The organism is Rhizobium azibense (genome assembly GCF_004342325.1).
GTDB lineage: Bacteria > Pseudomonadota > Alphaproteobacteria > Rhizobiales > Rhizobiaceae > Rhizobium > Rhizobium etli_B.
The window spans coordinates 73,438-92,421 of sequence record NZ_SMBJ01000015.1 but is presented as its reverse complement, the minus strand read 5'-3'; the positions used below and the strand labels follow the sequence as shown (position 1 = coordinate 92,421).

The following is an 18,984-nucleotide window of genomic DNA, read 5'->3' as shown; positions in this document are numbered from 1 at the left end:
ATTTGCTGCATTGTCATAGGACTATCCCTAGTGCTTGCACTAGGACATCCAACGTTCCGCCTCACATCACAAGACGGCCCTCACTGTGGGGATACGGTGAGCGCGACGAATAGCCCACTGCTTTGTAACCGCCCGATTGTCACCGCCTGCCGGATGTCGGCGTGATGGCGTAAGACACGTCTTTAGCGACGTCGCTAGCGACGTGTCTAAGGCGAGGTATGCGCTGCGTGTGGAAATTCTGGTGAGGAACGGCGGAGTCGATGGGGGAACGATTCGTCTCGGCTTCGGCTGCGTCGATCGAAGTTCGCCCTTCCATGCGGAGCCGGTTCATCTCACTGGTGAATTCGTTGCAGAACTTCTTGAACAGCTCCGGCTCCATCAGATGATGCCGAAGCGCATTGAGAACGCGCGCCTCAAGCTGGTCGCGTCGGATGTCCTTGCGGAAATGGTTCTCGGTCTCGTTATCGTCGTTCCGGTTCTGCTTGACGGCTTTCTGACTCTCCTTGACGGCCTGCGAAAGATCGTCATCAAGGACGCGCAACTTCGGCACGTCCTTAATCCACTCCGCCTCAGGGTTCATCCGGGCCTGGCGTTTGCCCGTGTCCGGGTCCTTTATGAAGCGCTGGCGGTTCGGTTCCAGATCAGTTTGCCGACATACATCTCGTTGTTGAGGATGCCATTGCCGCGTTTCGGGTTGCCATTGATCGTGCTGAAGCCCCAATCGCCACCGCCCGGCGCGGGGATGGCCTCCTTGTTCAACTCGAAGGCAATCCGCTTGGCCGATTTTCCTGCTGCATAGTCGCGGAAGATCCGGCGGATGACATCAGCCTGAAAATCATTGATGGTCCGGTCACCACGGACCGGATCGCCGTTCCGGTCAAACTTCTTGACCACGTCATAGCCATAGGCGTTTCCGCCTCCCGAATTGAATCATAAGCAACTGTAATCAGAGGTGAATATCCGGCGGCATTAGGCGCGTCGTCGTCGGTCCAGGCGAAATCTGACGTAGCGAAGCGCGTCACAGAAGACGGAAAATACTGACGTTGCTCCGGCCTGCCGAGATCGTCGGGAACTCGCTCTGCCATCCTGTCCTCACTTGTCGGCGCTGCAAATCTGGACTATATATCCAGACATAGAATGGAGGATAGCCATGGGCAATGCCGCACAGAAAAGAGCCACGCAGAACTATCGCACGCGCCTGACGCAGCGAGGCCTCACACGCTTCGAGATCATGGCTCTTGAATCCGACCGCGAACTGATCCGCACGCTTGCGCGTCGCCTGGCTGAGGAAGGCCCGGAAGCGGAGCACGTCCGCTCGGCCGTCAAGACAGCCGTCGGCGGCAAGCCGCCGAAACCCGGAAATATCCTGACCGCTTTGCGGCGCTCGCCCCTTGTTGGCGCCGAACTCGACCTTTCCCGCCCCCGTGAAGAGGGGCGCAAGGTCGATCTGTGACGCGCTATCTTCTCGACACCAACATCATCAGCAACATCGTAAAGCCAAAGCCGTCGGAGTCGCTTCTGGCCTGGATGGGCGAGCAGCGCGACGAGAATCTGTTTATTGCCTCGCTGACAATCGCCGAAATTCGGCGCGGTATTCTGGAAAAGCCGCGAGGCAAGAAGCGTGACAGCCTCGACGCATGGTTCGCGGGTTCAGAGGGGCCGCAGGCGCTGTTTGCCGGGCGTATCCTGTCCTTCGATGATAAAGCCGGTTTGGTCTGGGCGCGACTCATGGCGGAGGGCAAGATGGCTGGCCGCCCCCGCAGTGGTCTCGACATGATCATTGCGGCTGTCGCAGGCGCAAATGACTGTGTTGTGGTGACGGACAACGAAAAAGACTTCATGGGGCTCCAGATCATAAATCCGCTGCGCGGCGGCTTGGAGGGGGGAGAATAGAATAATGACGGCTGCGCCGCCTGTACCTATCGAGCATCAACTCATTGGCTTGACGGAAGACGGCAACGCCGGCGATCTTCTGCTTGGGCTCGACCAGAAACAAGGCCGCATTCGCCTCCAAGCGCTGATCTCCGAATGGTTGCGGATGGAAAACCTCGTCGTTCTGCGGGTTCCGGCACGTCGGTTTCGGCGGGTGGCAAGACAATGGCGAACCTCGAAATTGCCGTCTTTGCGACAATTGAGGCTCTTCCCGACGTGCCGGCCTCTATCGGCCCGATCATCAAGGCACGGCAGGATGCCGTTTCTCTGGCCGATTTTCTTGATGAGCCGACGCTAGGGTTCGAGGCCTGGCTTGTCGCCGAAAATGGCAACGCGACCGCTCGACAGGTCTCGACATCTAGGCCTGTCCAGTAGCCTTTGTCATCCGGCGAGCCAAAGCCCACGGTGCCTTGGCTTGCGCCGCAGACGATATGGCCACGGGCTTTGACCTTGTCCAAAGTCGGCCCCGCATGAGCGACGGTTGCCGCAAGCGCGACACCCGCGGCACGGTGGCAATCTTCCAGTTTTTCATGTTGTCGTTCCCTTTATTGTTGTTGAGCAGGGTAGGTACAGCCCGTTTTCGCGATCGTCGGTTCAGACGCGACGAGATCCACTATCGGTTCGAGGTCCGCCCAAAGGTCGTCTTCATCCTCAAGGCCGATGCTGATTCGAAGAATTGTCCCGGCATGCGCGTTTTCATCGGCTGCGCGACTGATGGTCATCGGTGCGAGCAGGCTGTGGGTTCCTCCCCAGGATGCGCCGATAGAGAAGGTTTTCGCGGCTGTTAGCAGGTCTGGCAGGGCTTCTTCGGCGTTGGCGGGAATGACAACGCTGAACACGCCGCTCGCTCCGGCAAAGTCTCGCTTCCAGACGTCATGTCCGGGTGCGGCTGGCAATGCAGGATGAAGGACAAGACCTGGCGCAACCCGGCTTTCGATCCGCTTGGCGAATTCGATGGCTACTCGCCCGGAATGGGCAAGGCGAACGCCCATCGTCTCCATACCGCGCAAGGCCAGCTCGCAGTCATCTGGTGAGACACCGAGCCCGATCATCCGCATCGTATCCTTGAGACGGCGATGCAGGTCGATATCATTGACCGGCTATCGCCGGGACAAGAAGCTCCCGGGTGGGAGTGCGCGGACATCTGGATCGGCTATTTTCGTCGCTCTGGCCACTCTGGCACGGCGCATGCTGTAGCCGTAATCCAATACGCGCGTTCCATCCATGATGAAGAGTTGGGCCCTGTCAAAACCGGGTTGCAGCATCGCGGTGACGGTGATTACCTCGTAAACTCGAGCGATGCGGAAAGGCTCTTCGGGGTATACGTGAACGAGTTGGTTCGCCGCAGGCGAAGCGCTGTGGCTGCATGCGCCGGCCCACGGGACGAGCATGAACTCGTAAACCAAGTCTCCTTCCTGATCGATCGGCAGGATGAAGCCCGTTAACTCGACTGCCTGTGCATCCTCTTGCCATGCAAGACTTTCAGCTTCCGGCCGATCCATCGCAGCAAGCGATTGTACCGATCGATCCGGCTGGTCATCCGGCCGCAAATCGCGCCATGAAATCGATTTAGCGCCTGCAAATGCAGCCGAAGACAGGCAGGAGAAACCAAAAAGAAATACAGCGGTCTTTAAGAGGGGATGATCGCACATCATACTTGCGCTCCGAATACAACAGGCGAGCACCACCATTGATCGAATACGCAGCCGATTCAAGATGCCCGCATTGATGAATAGAGGCCGATCTACCTCGGTTTCCTCGCAGCTTTGAGGGCGCTATGAACGCCTGCGTGACCGGCTCAAGCCGATAGGCGAGAAAGGTGAGCGAGTACCAGAACCGCTTTTCGGCCGCCTAAAGCTTTTCTTGGTCAGAGAACCAAGCGCAGATTCTGGGCATATTGCGCTCGAACCCACCGGGGATGAATAGATTGAGCAGCCTCGCGGTCGCCTCTCCGGTATTTCGGAAATCGTGGAGCGTGCCGGCAGGTATTCGCAAGAAGGTCCCCGGCGTGCAGTACCGCCAGCAGTTGCCGATGAGGATTTCGGGCACACCCTCGAGCACATAAAAGACCTCGTCATTTGCGACATGGCTGTGCTCGCCGATACCGTTCAGGCCAGGCTCGAGGATCCATTCTGACACCGAATAGGCAGCCTCCGTCTCGGCTTCGTCGGCCTTGAACACGCCGCTGAGCAGGCCAAGCCTATAGTGTCGCCCTTCTCCCGGCTGCAAAAGGATGACGTCGCGACGGCGGTCCGACAGACCGTCCTTCCCTAAACGCTTCTTCAACGGAGCCATGCCGGCTCTTTCAGTTCGATCGCCGCCCGCCGCGTTCATGCCCCAGTCTCCTCGTTCCAGCGGCGCTGTATTTCCTCAGCCGCGACATCTTCGATCTTCTGCGAGAGCATCCACCGATGGCCGAAAGGATCGACGACCATGGCGACGCGCTCGCCATAGGCTTGATCTGCGGCTGCCCGCAGAACGACGGCCCCCGCCTCGACGGCCCGGGCAAGATCGGCATCGAGCGACAAAGTTGCGAGGTGGAAAGTTACAGGAGAGCCCCCGATCGTATCGGGGCTCAACGCGCCGAAATCGGGATACTCGTCGGCGATCATGACGGTGCTTTCACCGATCTTGAGTTCCGCGTGGCCGATCCGACCGTCACGGGGATCCGTTAAACGGAAAAGCTCCTCTGCGTCGAAGGCGCTTCGATAGAAGTCAATCGCCTCCCGAGCGTTCTTGACGATGAAATAGGGCGTCAGAGACGAAATCGAGGTGGACATGGGCGGTCCCCTTGTCGTCAGCATTTGATTACGTTACGTTACGTTTCATAATTGAATGAGTCAAGAGCACATGAGCCCACCGAAGCGGCGCGGAAGACCGCCAAGCCAATTGGCGCGGGCGAGGATCCTGAAAGCAGCGCACGACATCCTGATCGAGGACGGGTTTGGCCATCTGACCGTCCAGGCGGTTGCCGCGAGGTCCGGTGTGGGCAAGCCGACGATCTACAGGCATTGGGCGAACGCCTCCGAACTCGCCATGGCCGCCTTGATGTCCAGAGATCCGGGCGCCTTCGAAGAGGGCGGGACAAATCTGCGATCCGCGCTTACGGCGCAAATGCGATCGCTGATCCAGGCCTTTGCCACGACGAGAGGGCGCCAAATCGCCATGACGCTCGCGGCCGCCGACCCCGAAAGCGAATTTACCAAGGCCTTCCGCACCCAGGTCATCCTCTCGAGTCGCGAGGCCGGTCGTGCCTTGTTGCTCGAGGCGGCCGCGCAGGGAGAGATTGTGCTGCAGCAAGACCTCGAAGTGCTGCTTGACATGATTTACGGACCCGTCTTCTACCGGCTGCTCGTCGGACATCGCTCACTCGACGCGGGCTTCGCCGACAGCATCGTCGCGATTGCGCTGGAGGTCGTGGCTAGGCCCGAGCGATAGGTAATATGAAAAGAGATGCTTGGAGGGCGTCGCCCCCTTAAAGATCGAGCGCTTCAGCCCCATCACGGGTGTCAGCAACATCGAGCCGAAGCGCCGATGCAGAAAATCAAATACTCTTGGTTAATCCCAGTTTAACCTGTGTCTGCTCATCGAACGTGAGAGTGGGCTTGGGATTTTCGATCCGGAGTATCTTGGAACCCTGCAGATGGAACGTTCGCGCTGCTCAATCACCAGGGGACGCGGCAAAGAGCCTCTCCAGATCAGCGCTTTCTAAAGCGCTGATGCGCTAAGAGAGAAACGGCGTGTCAAATCAAAATGTGAGCTGCGTTCAATGCAAGTCTCGGTGCAATCACGCCCCCGCAACCAGAATTTACGAACTATATCAACAAGAAGGCCCTCCCATCGTGGAGGGCCTTCTTGCGTTCGGGCCTAGCACATCGCAAGCGATGAGTTGCCCGTGGGAACAATGGCGCAACCCAGCACCAGGAAACCAGAACCTAGTTCCCAAACCTTCCTGATTGCTAAGGCGAAAGTCCACAGAATGCTAATATAAGCTCTCTAAATATAGCTTTCGATGTGATAAAATTAACGCCGGAAAACGCCCGGCTCCAGGAGGAGATGCGGGGGATCTTTCGGTTTGTCGGAAAGTGGTTCGCACCGGCGTCGTAGTAGCATTTTCCGCCATGCCGGAAAGGGCGAGGCCTCCTATGAAAGGCCTCTGGATAACAGCTCGGAATGGGAGGTGTGCAATGCTTCGCAAATTGTTTCTCACCTTGGCTATTGCGACGTCCGCACTCGCGATCAACGGAGTCGCGTGGGCCGACATCACGATCCTCGTACCTTCGGGCAGCGAGGGCGACGGCCTTAGGGCCGCCGCTGAAGACTACGCGAAGATGAAGGGCACGAAGGTGGAGGCCGTTCAGGCGCCTTATGCCAACGTGTTCGAGCAGGGCGCCAATGCCGGCGCCACCAAGTCCGGCGTCTTCGATATCATCCTCATGGACGACCCGTGGATTCCGTTTTTTGCCGAGAACGGACATCTGGAGGATCTAACGGCTTTCTTCAAGAAGGCCGGAATGGAAGGACCGGACAGCGATTTCCTTTCGAAGTCGCTGGCGGTCTGCCGCAACCCCTATAATACGGGACCCTATGTATGTCTGCCCTATGTAGGAAATGCCCAGATGTTCTTTTATGACGCTGCCAAGTACAAGGAAGCTGGCGTTGATGTCCCGAAGACCTGGGATGACGTGCTGAAGGCGAGCAAGATGCTGACCGAAAACGGAGGTGGCCGTTATTTCGGCTACGTCTTCCGCGGCGGTCAGGGCAACCCCGTGGTTGCCGATTTCATGCCGATCTTCTGGTCTTATGGCGCGGATATGTTCAACTCCGACCGAACCAAGGTAACGATCGACACGCCGGAAGGGGCCGCTGCCATGAAGACATTCATGGCGCTGCGCGACGTCTCGCCGAAAGGCGTGGAGAGCTACAATGCCAACGAGGTCGGCACGGCGCTAGCCGCCGGTACTGCTGCATCATCGATCAACTGGCCGAACTGGGTTGCGACCTTCGAAGATCCGAGCCAGTCGAAGATGGTTGGCAAGATCTCCTACAGCCCCATTCCCGCTGGAACCAAACCGGGCAGCTCGGAAATCGGCCACTGGACCATGGGCATCATGTCCGCTTCCAAGAACAAGCAGGAAGCCTTCGACTTCATGGTGTGGGCGACCTCGGCCGAACAGATAAAGATTTCCGCCACACGCGGCAATCCGCCTGTCCGGACCTCGGTCTTCACCGATCCCGAACTGACCTCGCAAGAGAAGTTCCGACACTATCCAGTGCTGATGGAGGCGATCCAAGCCTCGACCCCCCGCCCGCGTCACCCGAAGTGGCCGGAGATCGAAAATGCCTTCGGCATAGAGCTTTCCAAAGCCGTCGCGGGCACGGTCACACCAGAAGAAGCCCTAAAGAATGCTCAGGAGGCGGTCTCACGGATTACGAACATTTACTAGCGCATAACGATTTCGGAAAGGTTATGCGCAGGTTCAAAGGGATAGAGCGTCTTTAGCGTGTCCAATCGGACGCGGCGCTCTGTTTAGCCGCCAGGCGGAGCCGGGTTTGCGGACCCAAGCCGGGATGGCGCTCTACGGAAGAGGGCAATGTTGACGTCCGAAAGCGGCACATCGACTGCAGAGTTCCGGCCGGGTAGTGGTCTGGAGCGTTGGGCAGAGCGTCACCTGCGCTTCCTCATGCTTGCGCCGACGGTCCTCATACTGCTGGGGCTGACGATCTTTCCCAGCGTCTACATGTTCTATGCGGCGGTTCACAAAATCAGCCCGAATCCCGATCTGCCCTGGGAGTTCGTCGGTGCCGGCAATTTCGCGCGGCTTCTTTCCGACGCGCAATTTCATGTCGCGCTATGGAACACCACCATATTCACAGTCGTGGCGGTGGCGACCGAATTCCTGCTTGGTCTCGGTCTAGCGCTGCTCCTCGATAAATTCATCCGCAGGCTGACTTTTCTGAAGACCGTCCTGATGATCCCCATGATGCTGCCGCCGATCGCGGTCGCCATCACATGGAAGCTCATCTATGAGCCTCAATTCGGCGTCCTAAACGAAATCATGTTCCGCCTTGGTCTGCCATTGCAGGCATGGGCGGGGGACGTGAACCTCGCGATGTTCTCGATCATCGTCGCTGATGTCTGGCAATGGACGCCGTTCATATTCCTTCTGATGTTGGCGGGATTGGCCAGCCTGCCGGTTGAGCCCTACGAGGCCGCCGCGCTCGACGGCGCCTCGTCCTGGCAGCAGTTCCGGGACTTGACGCTGCCCTTCCTCAAGCCAGTTATCGCGATTGCTTTGCTCCTGCGTGTCATGGATGCACTGCGTCTTTTCGATCTAGTCTTCATCCTAACGGGAGGAGGCCCGGCTGACCGGACCAAGGTCTTGAGCCTTTACATCTATCAGGTCGCCTACCGCTTCGCCGATCCCGGCTACGCGGCGGCGATGTCGCTTTTCGTGCTGTTTGTGACGATCATTCTGAGCACTTGGTTCATGAAACGCATGCGGCTAGCGGACTAACCATGACAATGGCAAAAACCATACACGCGCGCAGCCGCACCAAAGAGGTGCTCATCCGCTTGTCGGCCTATCTGACGATCCTTGTCGCGCTAGTCGTCACACTTTTTCCCATCTATTGGATTGCATCGAACTCATTCAAGTTTGATATCGACATTTTCGCAGTGCCGCCGGAGTGGCTGCCCGTAAACCCGACGCTGAAACACTACGACCAGGCGTTCATCCAACGACCGTTTCTGCGCTACGCCCTGAACAGCTTTCTTGTCGCCGTCGGAACGACCATGGTTTCCGTGACCTTCGGCACCATGGCGGGCTACGCCCTGGCACGGTTCAGCTATCCGTGGCAGTGGCGGAAGCAGATTTCGTTCTGGATCCTGTCGACGCGCATGATGCCGCCCATCGTCAGCATCATTCCGCTCTATCTGTTCTTCAACTATTTCGACATGCTCAACACGAAGTCGGCTCTCATTGTCGCCTACACCGCGTTCAATCTGCCCTTCGCGACGTGGATGATGAAGAGCTATTTCCAGGATCTTCCGGTCGAGCTGGAGGAGGCAGCGATCGTTGACGGCGACACGCGATGGGGCGCATTCCTTCACGTAGCGTTGCCTCTCGCCCGGCCCGGGCTGGCGGCTACTGCAATCTTCTGTCTGATCATCTCGTGGAACGAGTTTCTGTTGTCTCTCATCATTACGCTGACCGAGCAATCGCAGACGCTGCCGATCGGTATTGCCGGGCGCGTAACGCAGTACAACACCTATTGGGGCGAAATCAGTGCGGCCGGGTTCATGGCATGCGTGCCAATCGTCATCTTCGCCTTCATCGTCCAGAAGCATCTCGTCCGGGGATTGTCTCTGGGCGCCGTCAAAGGTTGAATCCTATGGCGTCCGTCACGTTCAAAAACGTCTGCAAGAAGTTCGGCGAATTCGTCGCCGTGACAAATTTCAACCTCGAGATCAGGGACAAAGAGTTTCTCGTTTTGCTCGGACCTTCCGGTTGCGGCAAGACAACGACTATGCGCATGGTTGCGGGTCTCGAGGAAGCAACGCTGGGCGATATCTACATCGATACGGACCGCATCAATGGTGTTTTGCCCAAGTATCGCGACGTTGCAATGGTCTTCCAGTCATATGCTTTGTATCCGCACCTCACCGTTGAGGACAATATCGGCTACCCGCTGAAGATCCGCAAAGTGCCACCTGCTGAATGCAAGCGACGGATAGCCGAAGTCGCACGGCGTGTGGAGCTCGACTCGATGTTGTCACGTCTGCCGAAGGAACTTTCCGGCGGTCAGCGCCAGCGAGTAGCTCTCGCTCGCGCCATCGTCCGTACGCCACGGGTTTTTCTCATGGACGAGCCGCTGTCCAATCTCGATGCCAAGCTTCGCACCCAGATGCGCGCCGAGCTGAAGCACCTTCAACATGAACTGCAGGTCACGACGATCTACGTCACCCACGACCAGATAGAAGCCATGACGCTTGCCCACCGCGTGGCAGTGATGAACAAGGGCGTGATCGAGCAGCTCGGGACGCCGCGAGAAATCTACAACGATCCGCGCACCCTCTTCGTTGCCGGATTTATAGGCTCGCCGCCGATGAACCTGATTCCGGGGGAAGTGAGGAACGGCGTATTCGTTAGTGCCGGCCTCAAGGTGGGGGGTATCGGCCAGGCAAACCTCTCTCACGCCGTCCTCGGTGTCCGCTCGGAAGACGTCCATCCGACCGAAGCCGCGGATCCGGACATCAACCTGGTTGCGCCGATCTATTCGGTGGAACTCACCGGCGAAAACACGCTTGTCAGCCTGCGGTTGGGTGGCCAGCTCATGACCTTGCGCGCCGACAAGAATTTCATAGGTCTGATCGACCAGCAGATCGGCGTCAAGGTTGCCACGGATCGGGTGTTTCTGTTCGATGGAGAGACGCAAGATCGTGTTGACTTCTAGCCTTTGCGCGGCGGCGATGGCGGTCACCCTTGCATTCCGCGGGGCCGCTGCCGATGTCGGCCCGATCATTGGAAATCCGCTGATTGAAATTCCAGCGGGCGCGTTCGTCTTTGGCCGTGACGACGGCCCCGAAAACGAACGCCCGCGCCGCGCGCTGGAGGGTCGAGCGTTCGCGATTAATCGTACCGAGATCACCAATCGGCAATATTGGCGCTTCATCCATGCCAGCGGTCACCGTCCGGCCTTCTACGCGAATCATCCGATCCTGGGATTGGACGACAGACCGGTCGTCGGAGTGAACTGGGAAGACGCCAATGCCTTTTGCCGCCACTACGGATTGGCTCTGCCGTCGGAGCAGCAATACGAGAGGGCAGCGCGAGGACCAGAGGGCGGCGCGTTTCCATGGGGCGCCGAGCGCCCCGGCAGTATGCGGGCAAATTCCGGAGCGGATGCCTGTTGCACCGCCGACGCGCGCGATGGCTACGTGATGACTGCGCCTGCGGAGGCCTTTGCTGCCGGCGCGAGCAAAGAGGGCGTACTCAATCTGATCGGCAATGTCTGGGAATGGACTAACGATTACTATGCGCCGTATGAAGGCGGGACCGTCGCAAGAAGCAGCGGGCTATACCGCGTGCTTCGCGGCGGCTCATGGAACAGCGATCCCAATCACCTTACCACGACCTATCGCCTCGCCTATGATCCCGACTTCCGGTTCTCGGCCAATGGTGGCTTCCGATGCGTCCGTTCTGCGCCTTGATTATTGTCACTGGTCTCCTGTCCCTAGCAGCCAGCGCTGGCGCCGAGCCGGCGGTTGCGCCCGGCTACAAGCTCGAGACCTTTAACATGCCGGGCGCCGCTTTCGCCGGCCTGTCCCGTGATGCCGGAGGCTTGCTCGTCAGCGACCTCGCCAGCGGTCGGCTTTACCGGCGTGGTGTGGATGGCAAGCTTGTCACATTCGGTCCGATATTTCCCCATGGCTTCGACGTGATCGGCGACCCGACCGGTCCCTATCGTGTCGTCCGGACCGGCGATGTCTTTGTGGTCGCCCAGGGGTGGACACCGGTCAATTCCGATGAGGGTCCGTTTGATCACGCTCTTGTTGCGATCGACGCCGCCGGTCACGCCCGTATCATCAGCAGCGATTTCTGGAATCCGTTCGATTTCATCGTGGCGGGCGGAACCTACTACGTGATCGACTCCGCTCGAAACAGCGTCGAACGGCTGCAGGCGGACGGCCGGAAAAGTACGCTCATGACATTCCGCCGCATGGCGGGTGCGGCAACGGGGTTGCGCAGCCTTTCGCCGACGGAGTTCGCGGAAGGCAACAGCTACGAAGTCGACGCGGTGCCGACCGGCATCGCCCTTCGAGACGGGCGCCTCTATATTGCGTTGTTCGGCGGCTTTCCTTTCCTTGCTGGTGCTGGAAAGATCGTTTCGCTTCCCGAAGCCGGCCATGCGTTGAAGCCGCAGCTTGACGTCGAAGGACTCAATGCGCCAGTGAGTATCGCTTTCGACAATGATGGAGAGATGCTTGTCCTCGAACACGGCACCTATAACCAAAAAGAAGGTTTTCGGGAGGGTAGCGGGCGGTTGCTCGAGCTCAATAAAATGACACACGACCGAAAGATCATTCTCGACGGCCTGACGCGACCAGTGTCCGTCCTCGTTTGGGACGACCGGGGGCTCGTCGTTTCCGAGTTAGGCGGCAATCTCCATTTTCTGACACGCGAAGCTGCCCGTTGACCACCGTCGCGAAAGTGCTTCGAGGCATGGGCTGCTTATCGGTGCCTACATCCGAAGAAGGCCATACAAGTCTCTGTGGTTTCAGGCCCCCGCAACCAGATACACAAAAAGCCCGCCACACGGCGGGCTTTGTGCGTTCAGGCGGCCGGAAAACGCGAAGCATAAACCTCCTGTCCAGTTCGCTCAAATCCAGCTTCTCAATTCGTTGCGCTTCGCTGACCTGGGGTTATGGCGGGGTGGCTGCACCCGTTCCCTTTCCGAACACGGCCGTGAAACGCCCCAGCGCCCATGGTACTTCGTCTCAAGACGCGGGAGAGTCGGTCGCCGCCAGGTCTGCTAAACGCAACAATCTAAATCTTCTCAACACAAACGGCCAAAAACAATGCCGGCCCAATAACGCGGTCCCTTCCGCTCATAACAATAACGCGGGGTGGAGCAGCCCGGTAGCGCGTCAGGCTCATAACCTGAAGGCCGCAGGTTCAAATCCTGCCCGTGCCCGCTACCTCAACCGCAGGCACCCTCCCGCGCAGCGGGTTCGTTCTCCGGCCCAAAGCGGACGCAGACGGATGTCCTTTTGTGGCCCGAAGGTCACCTGCGCCCGATACCGCTCAATCGATCTGAAATGCCGAAGCCCCGCTACCAGCGGCAACGGGGCTACGGAGTGGGCAGGACCCATCGCACGCGCGCTTATAAGTGAAGCTGCTTCAATAATACGGGGATACGCACGGCTGACGAGGCCCATAGTAGGGCTGGAAGCTGTTGTCGTAGGCACTATACGAACGATAGCGCGAGTAGCACCAGTCAACGTGGGCCGAGTTCGAGTTCGAATAGGCCGGACGTGGTGGCGACGCAATCGCTCCGCCGATGATCAGTCCTGTTCCAAATGCTGCAAGTGGATACCACCAACCGTCACTATGCCGGTGATAGCCATCTCGATTGTAGCGATAACCCCGGTAGCCATTGTAATAACCTGATCGCGGACCAGCGCTGTAACGTGTGCCGCTGTAGCGATTGTATCCGCGCGCGTGCGGCGGGCCACCGTAGTGACCCGGCTTGTGGTGGACCAAGTCCACGCCCAGAGCGCTCAAATCCGTCACCCGTATCTCTGAAATAGGCATCGCTTGGGCTGGGGCCACGCCAGAAAATACCGTAGCAATCGCGATTAACAATGGACCAGTCTTTTTCATCCAGTCACCAACTTTTTCCATCGGGGTAATTTTGGGGTGATTGGAATGAACCTAAGATGAACGTGGCGATGATAATGGGAGGTGGACCACGCGGGTAGCTGCCGCCAGCTATCACATTCATCTCGTACATAGGCTGATGCCGGAAATACTGATGGCACCACCAATATCGCTCCCGTCGTTCTCCATGGAGCTGCCATTGTCGGAGGTGTCAGCGTCGGGCTCCTGGACTGGGCAGTCGAGCGTCTCTTCATCCGCTGCCTGTCAAACCTGTGGGCTGCTTAATGGCAGATCGAGTACGCCCGAGCTCCGGGCGAAAATCGAATGTCTGCTTTTGGCGCCATAGTTGATATATTTCGAATTATCTCGCCAAGAAACATGGTAGGTAGCCTACGGTGTTGGGCGCGACGTGGAGTTATTTACAAGTCTCTGTGGTCTTAGGCCCCGCAACCAGATACACAAAAAGCCCGCCACACGGCGGGCTTTGTGCGTTCTGGCGGCCGGAAAACGCGTGGTCTCCCCTAGAAGCGACGAGCCGACCTGGCCCTCGGTCAAGCACTCCTCCAAACTCTACATGCGGCTAAATCAGGACGTGGTGGCGCGCCGCCTCGCGGCCGTCGATGCGGCTGAGAAGCATCTCCGCAGCAGGGCTTTTAGCGGTGAATCAAACGGCAAAGAGAGCGGCGGAACCGCCGCTCTGCCACGGGAACGAGGCTTAACAGCCCCGAGCGTTTTGCAGCGCTTGCACAGTTCATCTCGACGCAGCACTCGCGATAGGCCACTTCTGTAGGCTGGTGTAAGCGATCAAGAAATATAACGTCACGCCCGGGTATAAATCCGGAGTTGATTTCAAGTCTGTTTTTACGCATATTTTCATTATCGACAGTATATTTCAAATATTGAAGTATATTTTTCCGTAATTGCTGATGGATCGCCGCATGCTCGTATTTTCAGATGAGAATTTGGAGGTGATACACCATTCAGGATCATCTCCCTATCTTCTCGTCACCTTTAATGAGATGGAAATGAAGGCGAACGGCAGCCGCTTCTGGGGGCAGCGGTTCTGCGAGAAAGCTGACATTTCGGCGCTTGGCTTCATCAGCCGACGGCCGAACTGGTTTCCGGCGGCGAGCGTCGTCAAGGCGGTCGAGGCGACTGCGCCCATCCTGCGCGCAGCACCGGAGCGGATCCTTTACGGGCACTCGCAGGGCGGCTACGCGGCGTTGCGGTACCGAAGGCGCTTCAACGCCGCCGTTGCCATCGCTTTTTGCCCTCAGGCCTCGATCGAACCGAAGGCCGTTCCTTTCGATGGCAGGTTTGCACGCCATTTCTCGCCCGACCTCCACGCCAACATGGGGATTGCGCCTGATCACGCAACTGGCCGGGCCTATCTCTTCTTCGATCCGTTCCACGCCGTCGATCACCAGCACGCAGTTCGCATCGCGACGCTGCAGGCGAGGACGCATCTCGTGCCGGTCCACATGACAGGCCATGGCACCGTTCGGGCGTTCACCGGAACGGTACGCGCCCTGTCGCTGATCGACGCCTGCCGCGAAGACGATCTTCCGCGTCTACGCGCTCTGGCTCGCGCAGCCCGAGTCATGGCGCCGATGCGTCCCTATCAGATCGCTATGACGGCAATCACCAGGCATCGGGCCTGGGCCGACCGGTTTCATGCACGCTTCGGATCGGCTTTCTCTGCGGTCGAGCGAGCAAACTTCCTCTATCATCGGGCCAACCGCCACATTCTCGACGGTGAGCTTGCGACGGCGCGCACAATGCTTGTGGACGCCATGACATATCAGCCGGAGAATCCTGGTTTCGCCCGCCGGTTAGCGGAACTGGACGGCCGTATCGCGCGCCGCCTCGGGGCGGAGGACGCCGCGCAATTGTGATCCGAATGTTGCCGAGCCACTCGACAAGATGGCCTTGCTGAAGAGTGACAGCTATTTCAGGTCCAACGCTTATGGTTGCCGGCAGCATCCTTGTTCCAAACCGGCGGCGGGATGATGGTCTTGCGGACTTTCGTGTGCATGTAGGGAGCCTTCCGTGCGATCTTGCGAACGGCTTCTCAAGAGTTCGGTTGATCGAACCTCTCTTCGTCGAAGCGCTTTCAGCGCTTCACAGGGCCAGCCTCGTTAAAGCGAGTGCGCGAGAAGCGGGGGGCTCTCGGTCATCGCCGCATCCAGCTTCCGCCGCAACAGCGCGCGATAGAGTTTGACGTGTTCTTGCGCGCAGGCGAGGCGGTCGGCGGGCTGTCGCATGGAAACGCGCAGCCGCTCCCAGATTTGACTATCATCCAAGACTTCGACGATGCGGTCCGCGAGGTCCTGGCTGCTGCCTGCGCGAAAGTGCAGGCCGTCTTTTCCGTCACGCACCTTCTCGGCCATCCCCCCGATGTCGGAGCAGATCATCGGCCTACGGTGGAGCAGGGCCTCCTGGATCACGATGGGCGAGTTTTCCCACCAGACGGACGGCATAACCACCCAGTCGACCGAACGCATGAGACGCGGCAGGTCCGCGTTCTGGTAAGCGCCGTAGAAACGGACGCGGTGGCCTGCGTCGGCGATGAGCTTCTTCATCCGCTCCTGGAATTCGATCGGCTGTCGCTCGAGGTTGCCGCCGAAGATCATCAGGCAGGAATCTTCGCCCCATATCTCCTTCGGGATGCGCGAAACGGCGTCGATCAGGAGGTCGGCCCCCTTGAACGGCGTCATTTGTCCGAAATAGGCAAAGCGGTTGCGGCGCGGGCTTGTACCTTGGGCTTCTCGCGCGGGCGCAGCTGTTTCTACGGTGATGCCGTTCTCGATCACGCTGAGCTTGTCCTTTTCGATCCCCCATGCGACGTAGCGCTCCGCCAGAAACCGGCTGGGGGAGACGAAAGCGTCGGCAAGGCCAAGCATCCCGCGCGCAAACAGCTCTCGCTTCAGGAAGCGTGAGACGGGGATGTCGGGAAAGCAGCCGTGGCAGGCGACGGGGGATGCTGTTTCGCAGAGCTGACCGGAAGGCCGTCTTACCATCTGCCCGTGATTGTGGCAGATCGAAAGGTACTCGTGGAACGTGACGAGTATCGCCGTGTGCGGGAATGCTTCTCTAAGGGCATAGAGGGCTTCAAGGCCAATGCCCAGAACGTGATGGAAATGCACGACATGGGGCCTGAGATCGCGTGCGAAACGCAACAGGTCTCGGCTGATTGCCTGGGTATCGCCATTGGACAAAAAGAAATGGTCGTAGTCGTCCGCGTGGAACAGCAACTCATCCTCGGCAAGGCGAAGGCTCATCAGCGCGGACGAGGCATGTCGCGGGACCGGATGGCCGACCCGGGCCAGGTAAACCGATTGCACGTTCGGCAATGCGTTCAGGCCGCGATGCAGGTTGTAAGAGGCGATTTCCGCCCCACCGAGCGAAACCGTCGGATGCGCATGCGAGACGACAAGGACGCGAAGCTGCTCGCTCATGCGGGCCTCCTTTCGGGTTGCTTTTCAACGGTGAGGATAGGCAACCATTGGCTCTTGAAGATCTTTCGATCGATCTCTTCCACCAGAGCCGCCATCGCTGGACTATCACCGTTGCCTGCGTCGTCGCAGCCCCACATCTGCACCGATGGCAGCAAGTAGGAGTCAAACCCGGAGCGGCTGAGACGGAGGCCGAGATCCAGACCCTTTTCCTGCGCGCCCAGATAGCCGCCGGAAAAGCCGCCGGCGCGCAACAGGGCATCGCGAGGCATGACGCAGCACTCGAGCGAGGCCGCCGCGATACGGGTCAGCTTCATCTCGGCAACCGCTTTGAGAGGATATCCAGCAAAGCGGCCCACGACCGGTTCGTCGCAGTTGCCGTCATCGATCCAGCTTCCGGCCCAGCGAATGGAATGGTCCTCGTAAACCAGGACGGGCGAGACAATGCTTCCTTTGAGCGTCGCGGCCGTGGCCAAGAGCTTGCCATACCAGCCTTTCCCGCGCGGGATCAGTGAAGCGGAGAGCGACACGACCGTTTCACAGGAGAGTGCTTGCGTGCCGGCTTCCAGCATGTCGTGGACGTCGCCTGTTCCCTTCACCGATACCAGTCTGGCCGAAAGGCTATAGAACCGCGCGAGTTCCCTGAGGCGAGCAGCCTGCCTGCGAAACCGCTCCGCGGGCATTGCGATCACGATCGGCGTGTGCCGCGTCTCCGGATCGAGCGCAAGCAAGGCCAGCAGCGGGGAAATGTCCTCCTCGCCCTCCCCGGCGCCGATGACGATTGGCGGGCTGTTTTCCTCATCGAAGGAGCCGGCATCGAGGGTTGTCTCGATAACCGGCGTAAACCTTCCGGATTGTCCGAGGAACGGGACAATTTGTGAATCGACTATCGCCGGCAGCGCACAGTTTGCCGGATCGATGGAGCCGATCTGGCGCAATGCCGCCAAGCGCGCAGAAACCCGCGTTGGTTTCACTGGCAGAAACGCACGGCGCGAATCGTGCAGGGTTAGTTCGAAGTAGAGGGGCGCACCAGGATCTTCATTCGGCAATCGGGCGTGGGCGATGAAGCCATGCGCGCTCTGTTCGCTCCGAAAGCTCGGCGTGAAGTGCTGCTGGTCGTTGAAACTGTCCGTGACATCGGGGCGATCGAAGCGCGCCCAGCGTTCGTCGAGGCCAGCGGCGGCATCTCCTCGACGCAGTCTTACCGTTGCGACGTGGCCGTCGGGGTCATAAAGCCAGCCGGAGACGAGAAGGTTTCCTCCATCGGCCTCAAATGTGCTGTCTATACCCATCCGGACGGGATACGGCAGGCTGGAGACGGTTTCTTTGCCCTCAAAACTGTTGGCGGCTGCTCGCAGGGACAGGAGCACGTCCGGCGCGCCATGGGTCCGCAGCAGAATCGACCTGATATGTTCGGGCGTTTCCAGAGGGCCGGCGATGCGCTTTCGAGGGTGGACCGCAACATACCTCCAACCGGCGCGCCCCCGAAAGACCAGACCTTCGATGTCGAGGCCGCGGGCAGCCTGGCTGGACTCGAGTAGGCCGACAAAACCAGAGGCGCCATCGGGAGCGTCCGGGCGAGGAAAGATGGCGATACCGCACTCCGCGACCACCGGTGTTACGTTGCCGACCACGGATACCCGGCAAGGCCCCGGCGCCATGGCGCGGCTCCAGCCCTGCAGGAATGTCGCGCCATCATGGCTCTCACCAATCAACTCGATAAACCCATCGCTGGCGTGGGCCGACTGCAAAAGCGCCGCTATGGTCAGAAGTTTGCGGCGGGTGACATTGCCGACCATCAGAGCGTCCACGAGCTGGTCGACGACCGCGGCTGACTGAGATCCCGCGGACTCGACCACAAGCGCGGCTGCTTCCTCCGGGGAGGCAAGTCGGGGCGCAAAGACGTAGCGTGCGCCCGTCTCCTCCTCTCCGAACCGGATCGTGGTCATGGCCAGGTCCGTCCCCACATCCGGAAGGAGCGCCGCGAAGCCGTGCTTGGCCCGCGGTGAGGATGCGGCCAATCGCCATTCCGAGACAAACAAGCTTGACGTGACTGCTTGATCCTCACCGAGGCCGACCACCACGTCGCCGGCCGTGACACGGCCGAGGCCGATGATCAGCCAGGTTGTCTCGTCGACGCGGCAACCGATAACCCTTCCAAAACGCATTGCCCTGCTCGCCCCATGCCCGCCTGCCGAGGGACTAATGACAGC

Annotated in this window: 18 protein-coding genes, 1 tRNA gene, 1 rRNA gene and 1 pseudogene; 13 read left to right on the top strand and 8 right to left on the bottom strand. The window is 59.2% G+C overall.

Translation table 11 applies throughout. The annotated features are described in order from the left end of the window. Nucleotides 1-340: 340 nt before the first annotated feature. Nucleotides 341-924 (bottom strand): annotated as a pseudogene (locus EV130_RS34300) (recombinase family protein); the annotation flags it as partial. A 226-nt stretch (nt 925-1,150) separates the two neighbouring features. Here EV130_RS34300 and EV130_RS29160 point away from each other — a divergent pair. The 3 genes from EV130_RS29160 (at nt 1,151) to EV130_RS33640 (ending at nt 2,307) form a co-directional block, all read left to right on the top strand. Further along, nucleotides 1,151-1,453, top strand: coding sequence for a hypothetical protein (locus tag EV130_RS29160; RefSeq protein WP_132662451.1), 303 nt, complete (start codon nt 1,151-1,153; stop codon nt 1,451-1,453). Further along, on the top strand, nt 1,450-1,893 hold the full coding sequence (locus EV130_RS29155) for a type II toxin-antitoxin system VapC family toxin (protein ID WP_132554012.1): 444 nt from the start codon (nt 1,450-1,452) through the stop codon (nt 1,891-1,893). The genes EV130_RS29160 and EV130_RS29155 overlap by 4 nt, the downstream gene beginning before the upstream one ends. 204 nt (nt 1,894-2,097) lie before the next feature. Next, complete coding sequence (locus EV130_RS33640) at nt 2,098-2,307, top strand: hypothetical protein (protein ID WP_245520142.1); 210 nt, start codon at nt 2,098-2,100, stop codon at nt 2,305-2,307. A 170-nt stretch (nt 2,308-2,477) separates the two neighbouring features. Here the strand turns inward: EV130_RS33640 and EV130_RS29140 are convergent, their stop codons facing one another. The 4 genes from EV130_RS29140 to EV130_RS29125 form a co-directional block, all read right to left on the bottom strand. Further along, complete coding sequence (locus EV130_RS29140) at nt 2,478-3,014, bottom strand: PLP-dependent transferase (RefSeq protein WP_281032214.1); 537 nt, start codon at nt 3,012-3,014, stop codon at nt 2,478-2,480. An 18-nt stretch (nt 3,015-3,032) separates the two neighbouring features. Continuing rightward, nucleotides 3,033-3,587 (bottom strand): DUF3299 domain-containing protein, encoded by a 555-nt coding sequence (locus EV130_RS29135; protein WP_081377121.1) that lies wholly within the window; start codon nt 3,585-3,587, stop codon nt 3,033-3,035. A 196-nt stretch (nt 3,588-3,783) separates the two neighbouring features. Then, the gene (locus tag EV130_RS29130; protein WP_245520140.1) at nt 3,784-4,266 is read right to left on the bottom strand and encodes a cupin domain-containing protein; all 483 of its coding nucleotides are present in this window, start codon (nt 4,264-4,266) and stop codon (nt 3,784-3,786) included. Continuing rightward, nucleotides 4,263-4,712 carry a VOC family protein gene (locus EV130_RS29125; protein ID WP_074063347.1) on the bottom strand — a complete coding sequence of 150 codons (450 nt, stop codon included), beginning with the start codon at nt 4,710-4,712 and terminating at the stop codon, nt 4,263-4,265. Before EV130_RS29125 ends, EV130_RS29130 begins: the two co-directional genes overlap by 4 nt. A 55-nt stretch (nt 4,713-4,767) precedes the next feature. On the opposite strand from EV130_RS29125, the gene EV130_RS29120 reads away from it, so the two are divergent. From EV130_RS29120 to EV130_RS29080, 9 genes are all read left to right on the top strand, one after another. Next, nucleotides 4,768-5,370, top strand: coding sequence for a TetR/AcrR family transcriptional regulator (locus tag EV130_RS29120; protein WP_132662447.1), 603 nt, complete (start codon nt 4,768-4,770; stop codon nt 5,368-5,370). 749 nt (nt 5,371-6,119) lie between these two features. Next, the gene (locus tag EV130_RS29115) at nt 6,120-7,379 is read left to right on the top strand and encodes an ABC transporter substrate-binding protein (protein WP_074062636.1); all 1,260 of its coding nucleotides are present in this window, start codon (nt 6,120-6,122) and stop codon (nt 7,377-7,379) included. A 147-nt stretch (nt 7,380-7,526) separates the two neighbouring features. Beyond that, entirely contained in the window at nt 7,527-8,450 is a 924-nt protein-coding gene (locus EV130_RS29110) for a carbohydrate ABC transporter permease (protein WP_074062635.1), read from the top strand. A gap of 2 nt (nt 8,451-8,452) precedes the next feature. Next, nucleotides 8,453-9,322: a carbohydrate ABC transporter permease gene (locus EV130_RS29105; protein WP_074062634.1), complete on the top strand. Its 870-nt coding sequence runs from the start codon at nt 8,453-8,455 to the stop codon at nt 9,320-9,322. Between the two features lie 5 nt (nt 9,323-9,327). Continuing rightward, nucleotides 9,328-10,389 (top strand): ABC transporter ATP-binding protein, encoded by a 1,062-nt coding sequence (locus EV130_RS29100; protein ID WP_074062633.1) that lies wholly within the window; start codon nt 9,328-9,330, stop codon nt 10,387-10,389. A gap of 16 nt (nt 10,390-10,405) precedes the next feature. After that, on the top strand, nt 10,406-11,146 hold the full coding sequence (locus EV130_RS29095; protein ID WP_074062632.1) for a formylglycine-generating enzyme family protein: 741 nt from the start codon (nt 10,406-10,408) through the stop codon (nt 11,144-11,146). Next, nucleotides 11,125-12,132 (top strand): ScyD/ScyE family protein, encoded by a 1,008-nt coding sequence (locus EV130_RS29090; protein WP_074062631.1) that lies wholly within the window; start codon nt 11,125-11,127, stop codon nt 12,130-12,132. The genes EV130_RS29095 and EV130_RS29090 overlap by 22 nt, the downstream gene beginning before the upstream one ends. A gap of 219 nt (nt 12,133-12,351) precedes the next feature. Next, nucleotides 12,352-12,465: ribosomal RNA gene (rrf, locus tag EV130_RS29085) — 5S ribosomal RNA — on the top strand. A 94-nt stretch (nt 12,466-12,559) separates the two neighbouring features. After that, nucleotides 12,560-12,631, top strand: a tRNA-Met gene (locus tag EV130_RS29080). 205 nt (nt 12,632-12,836) lie between these two features. Here EV130_RS29080 and EV130_RS29075 read toward each other — a convergent pair. After that, nucleotides 12,837-13,319 (bottom strand): BA14K family protein, encoded by a 483-nt coding sequence (locus EV130_RS29075; protein WP_074062630.1) that lies wholly within the window; start codon nt 13,317-13,319, stop codon nt 12,837-12,839. A gap of 935 nt (nt 13,320-14,254) precedes the next feature. On the opposite strand from EV130_RS29075, the gene EV130_RS29070 reads away from it, so the two are divergent. Next, nucleotides 14,255-15,211, top strand: coding sequence for an alpha/beta fold hydrolase domain-containing protein (locus EV130_RS29070; protein ID WP_074063346.1), 957 nt, complete (start codon nt 14,255-14,257; stop codon nt 15,209-15,211). 243 nt (nt 15,212-15,454) lie between these two features. Here the strand turns inward: EV130_RS29070 and EV130_RS29065 are convergent, their stop codons facing one another. Together EV130_RS29065 and EV130_RS29060 are read right to left on the bottom strand one after the other, a co-directional pair. Further along, nucleotides 15,455-16,774 carry a glycosyltransferase family 4 protein gene (locus EV130_RS29065; RefSeq protein ID WP_074062629.1) on the bottom strand — a complete coding sequence of 440 codons (1,320 nt, stop codon included), beginning with the start codon at nt 16,772-16,774 and terminating at the stop codon, nt 15,455-15,457. Then, nucleotides 16,771-18,939: a glycosyltransferase family 2 protein gene (locus tag EV130_RS29060; RefSeq protein WP_245520139.1), complete on the bottom strand. Its 2,169-nt coding sequence runs from the start codon at nt 18,937-18,939 to the stop codon at nt 16,771-16,773. Before EV130_RS29060 ends, EV130_RS29065 begins: the two co-directional genes overlap by 4 nt. Between the last annotated feature and the right edge of the window lie 45 nt (nt 18,940-18,984).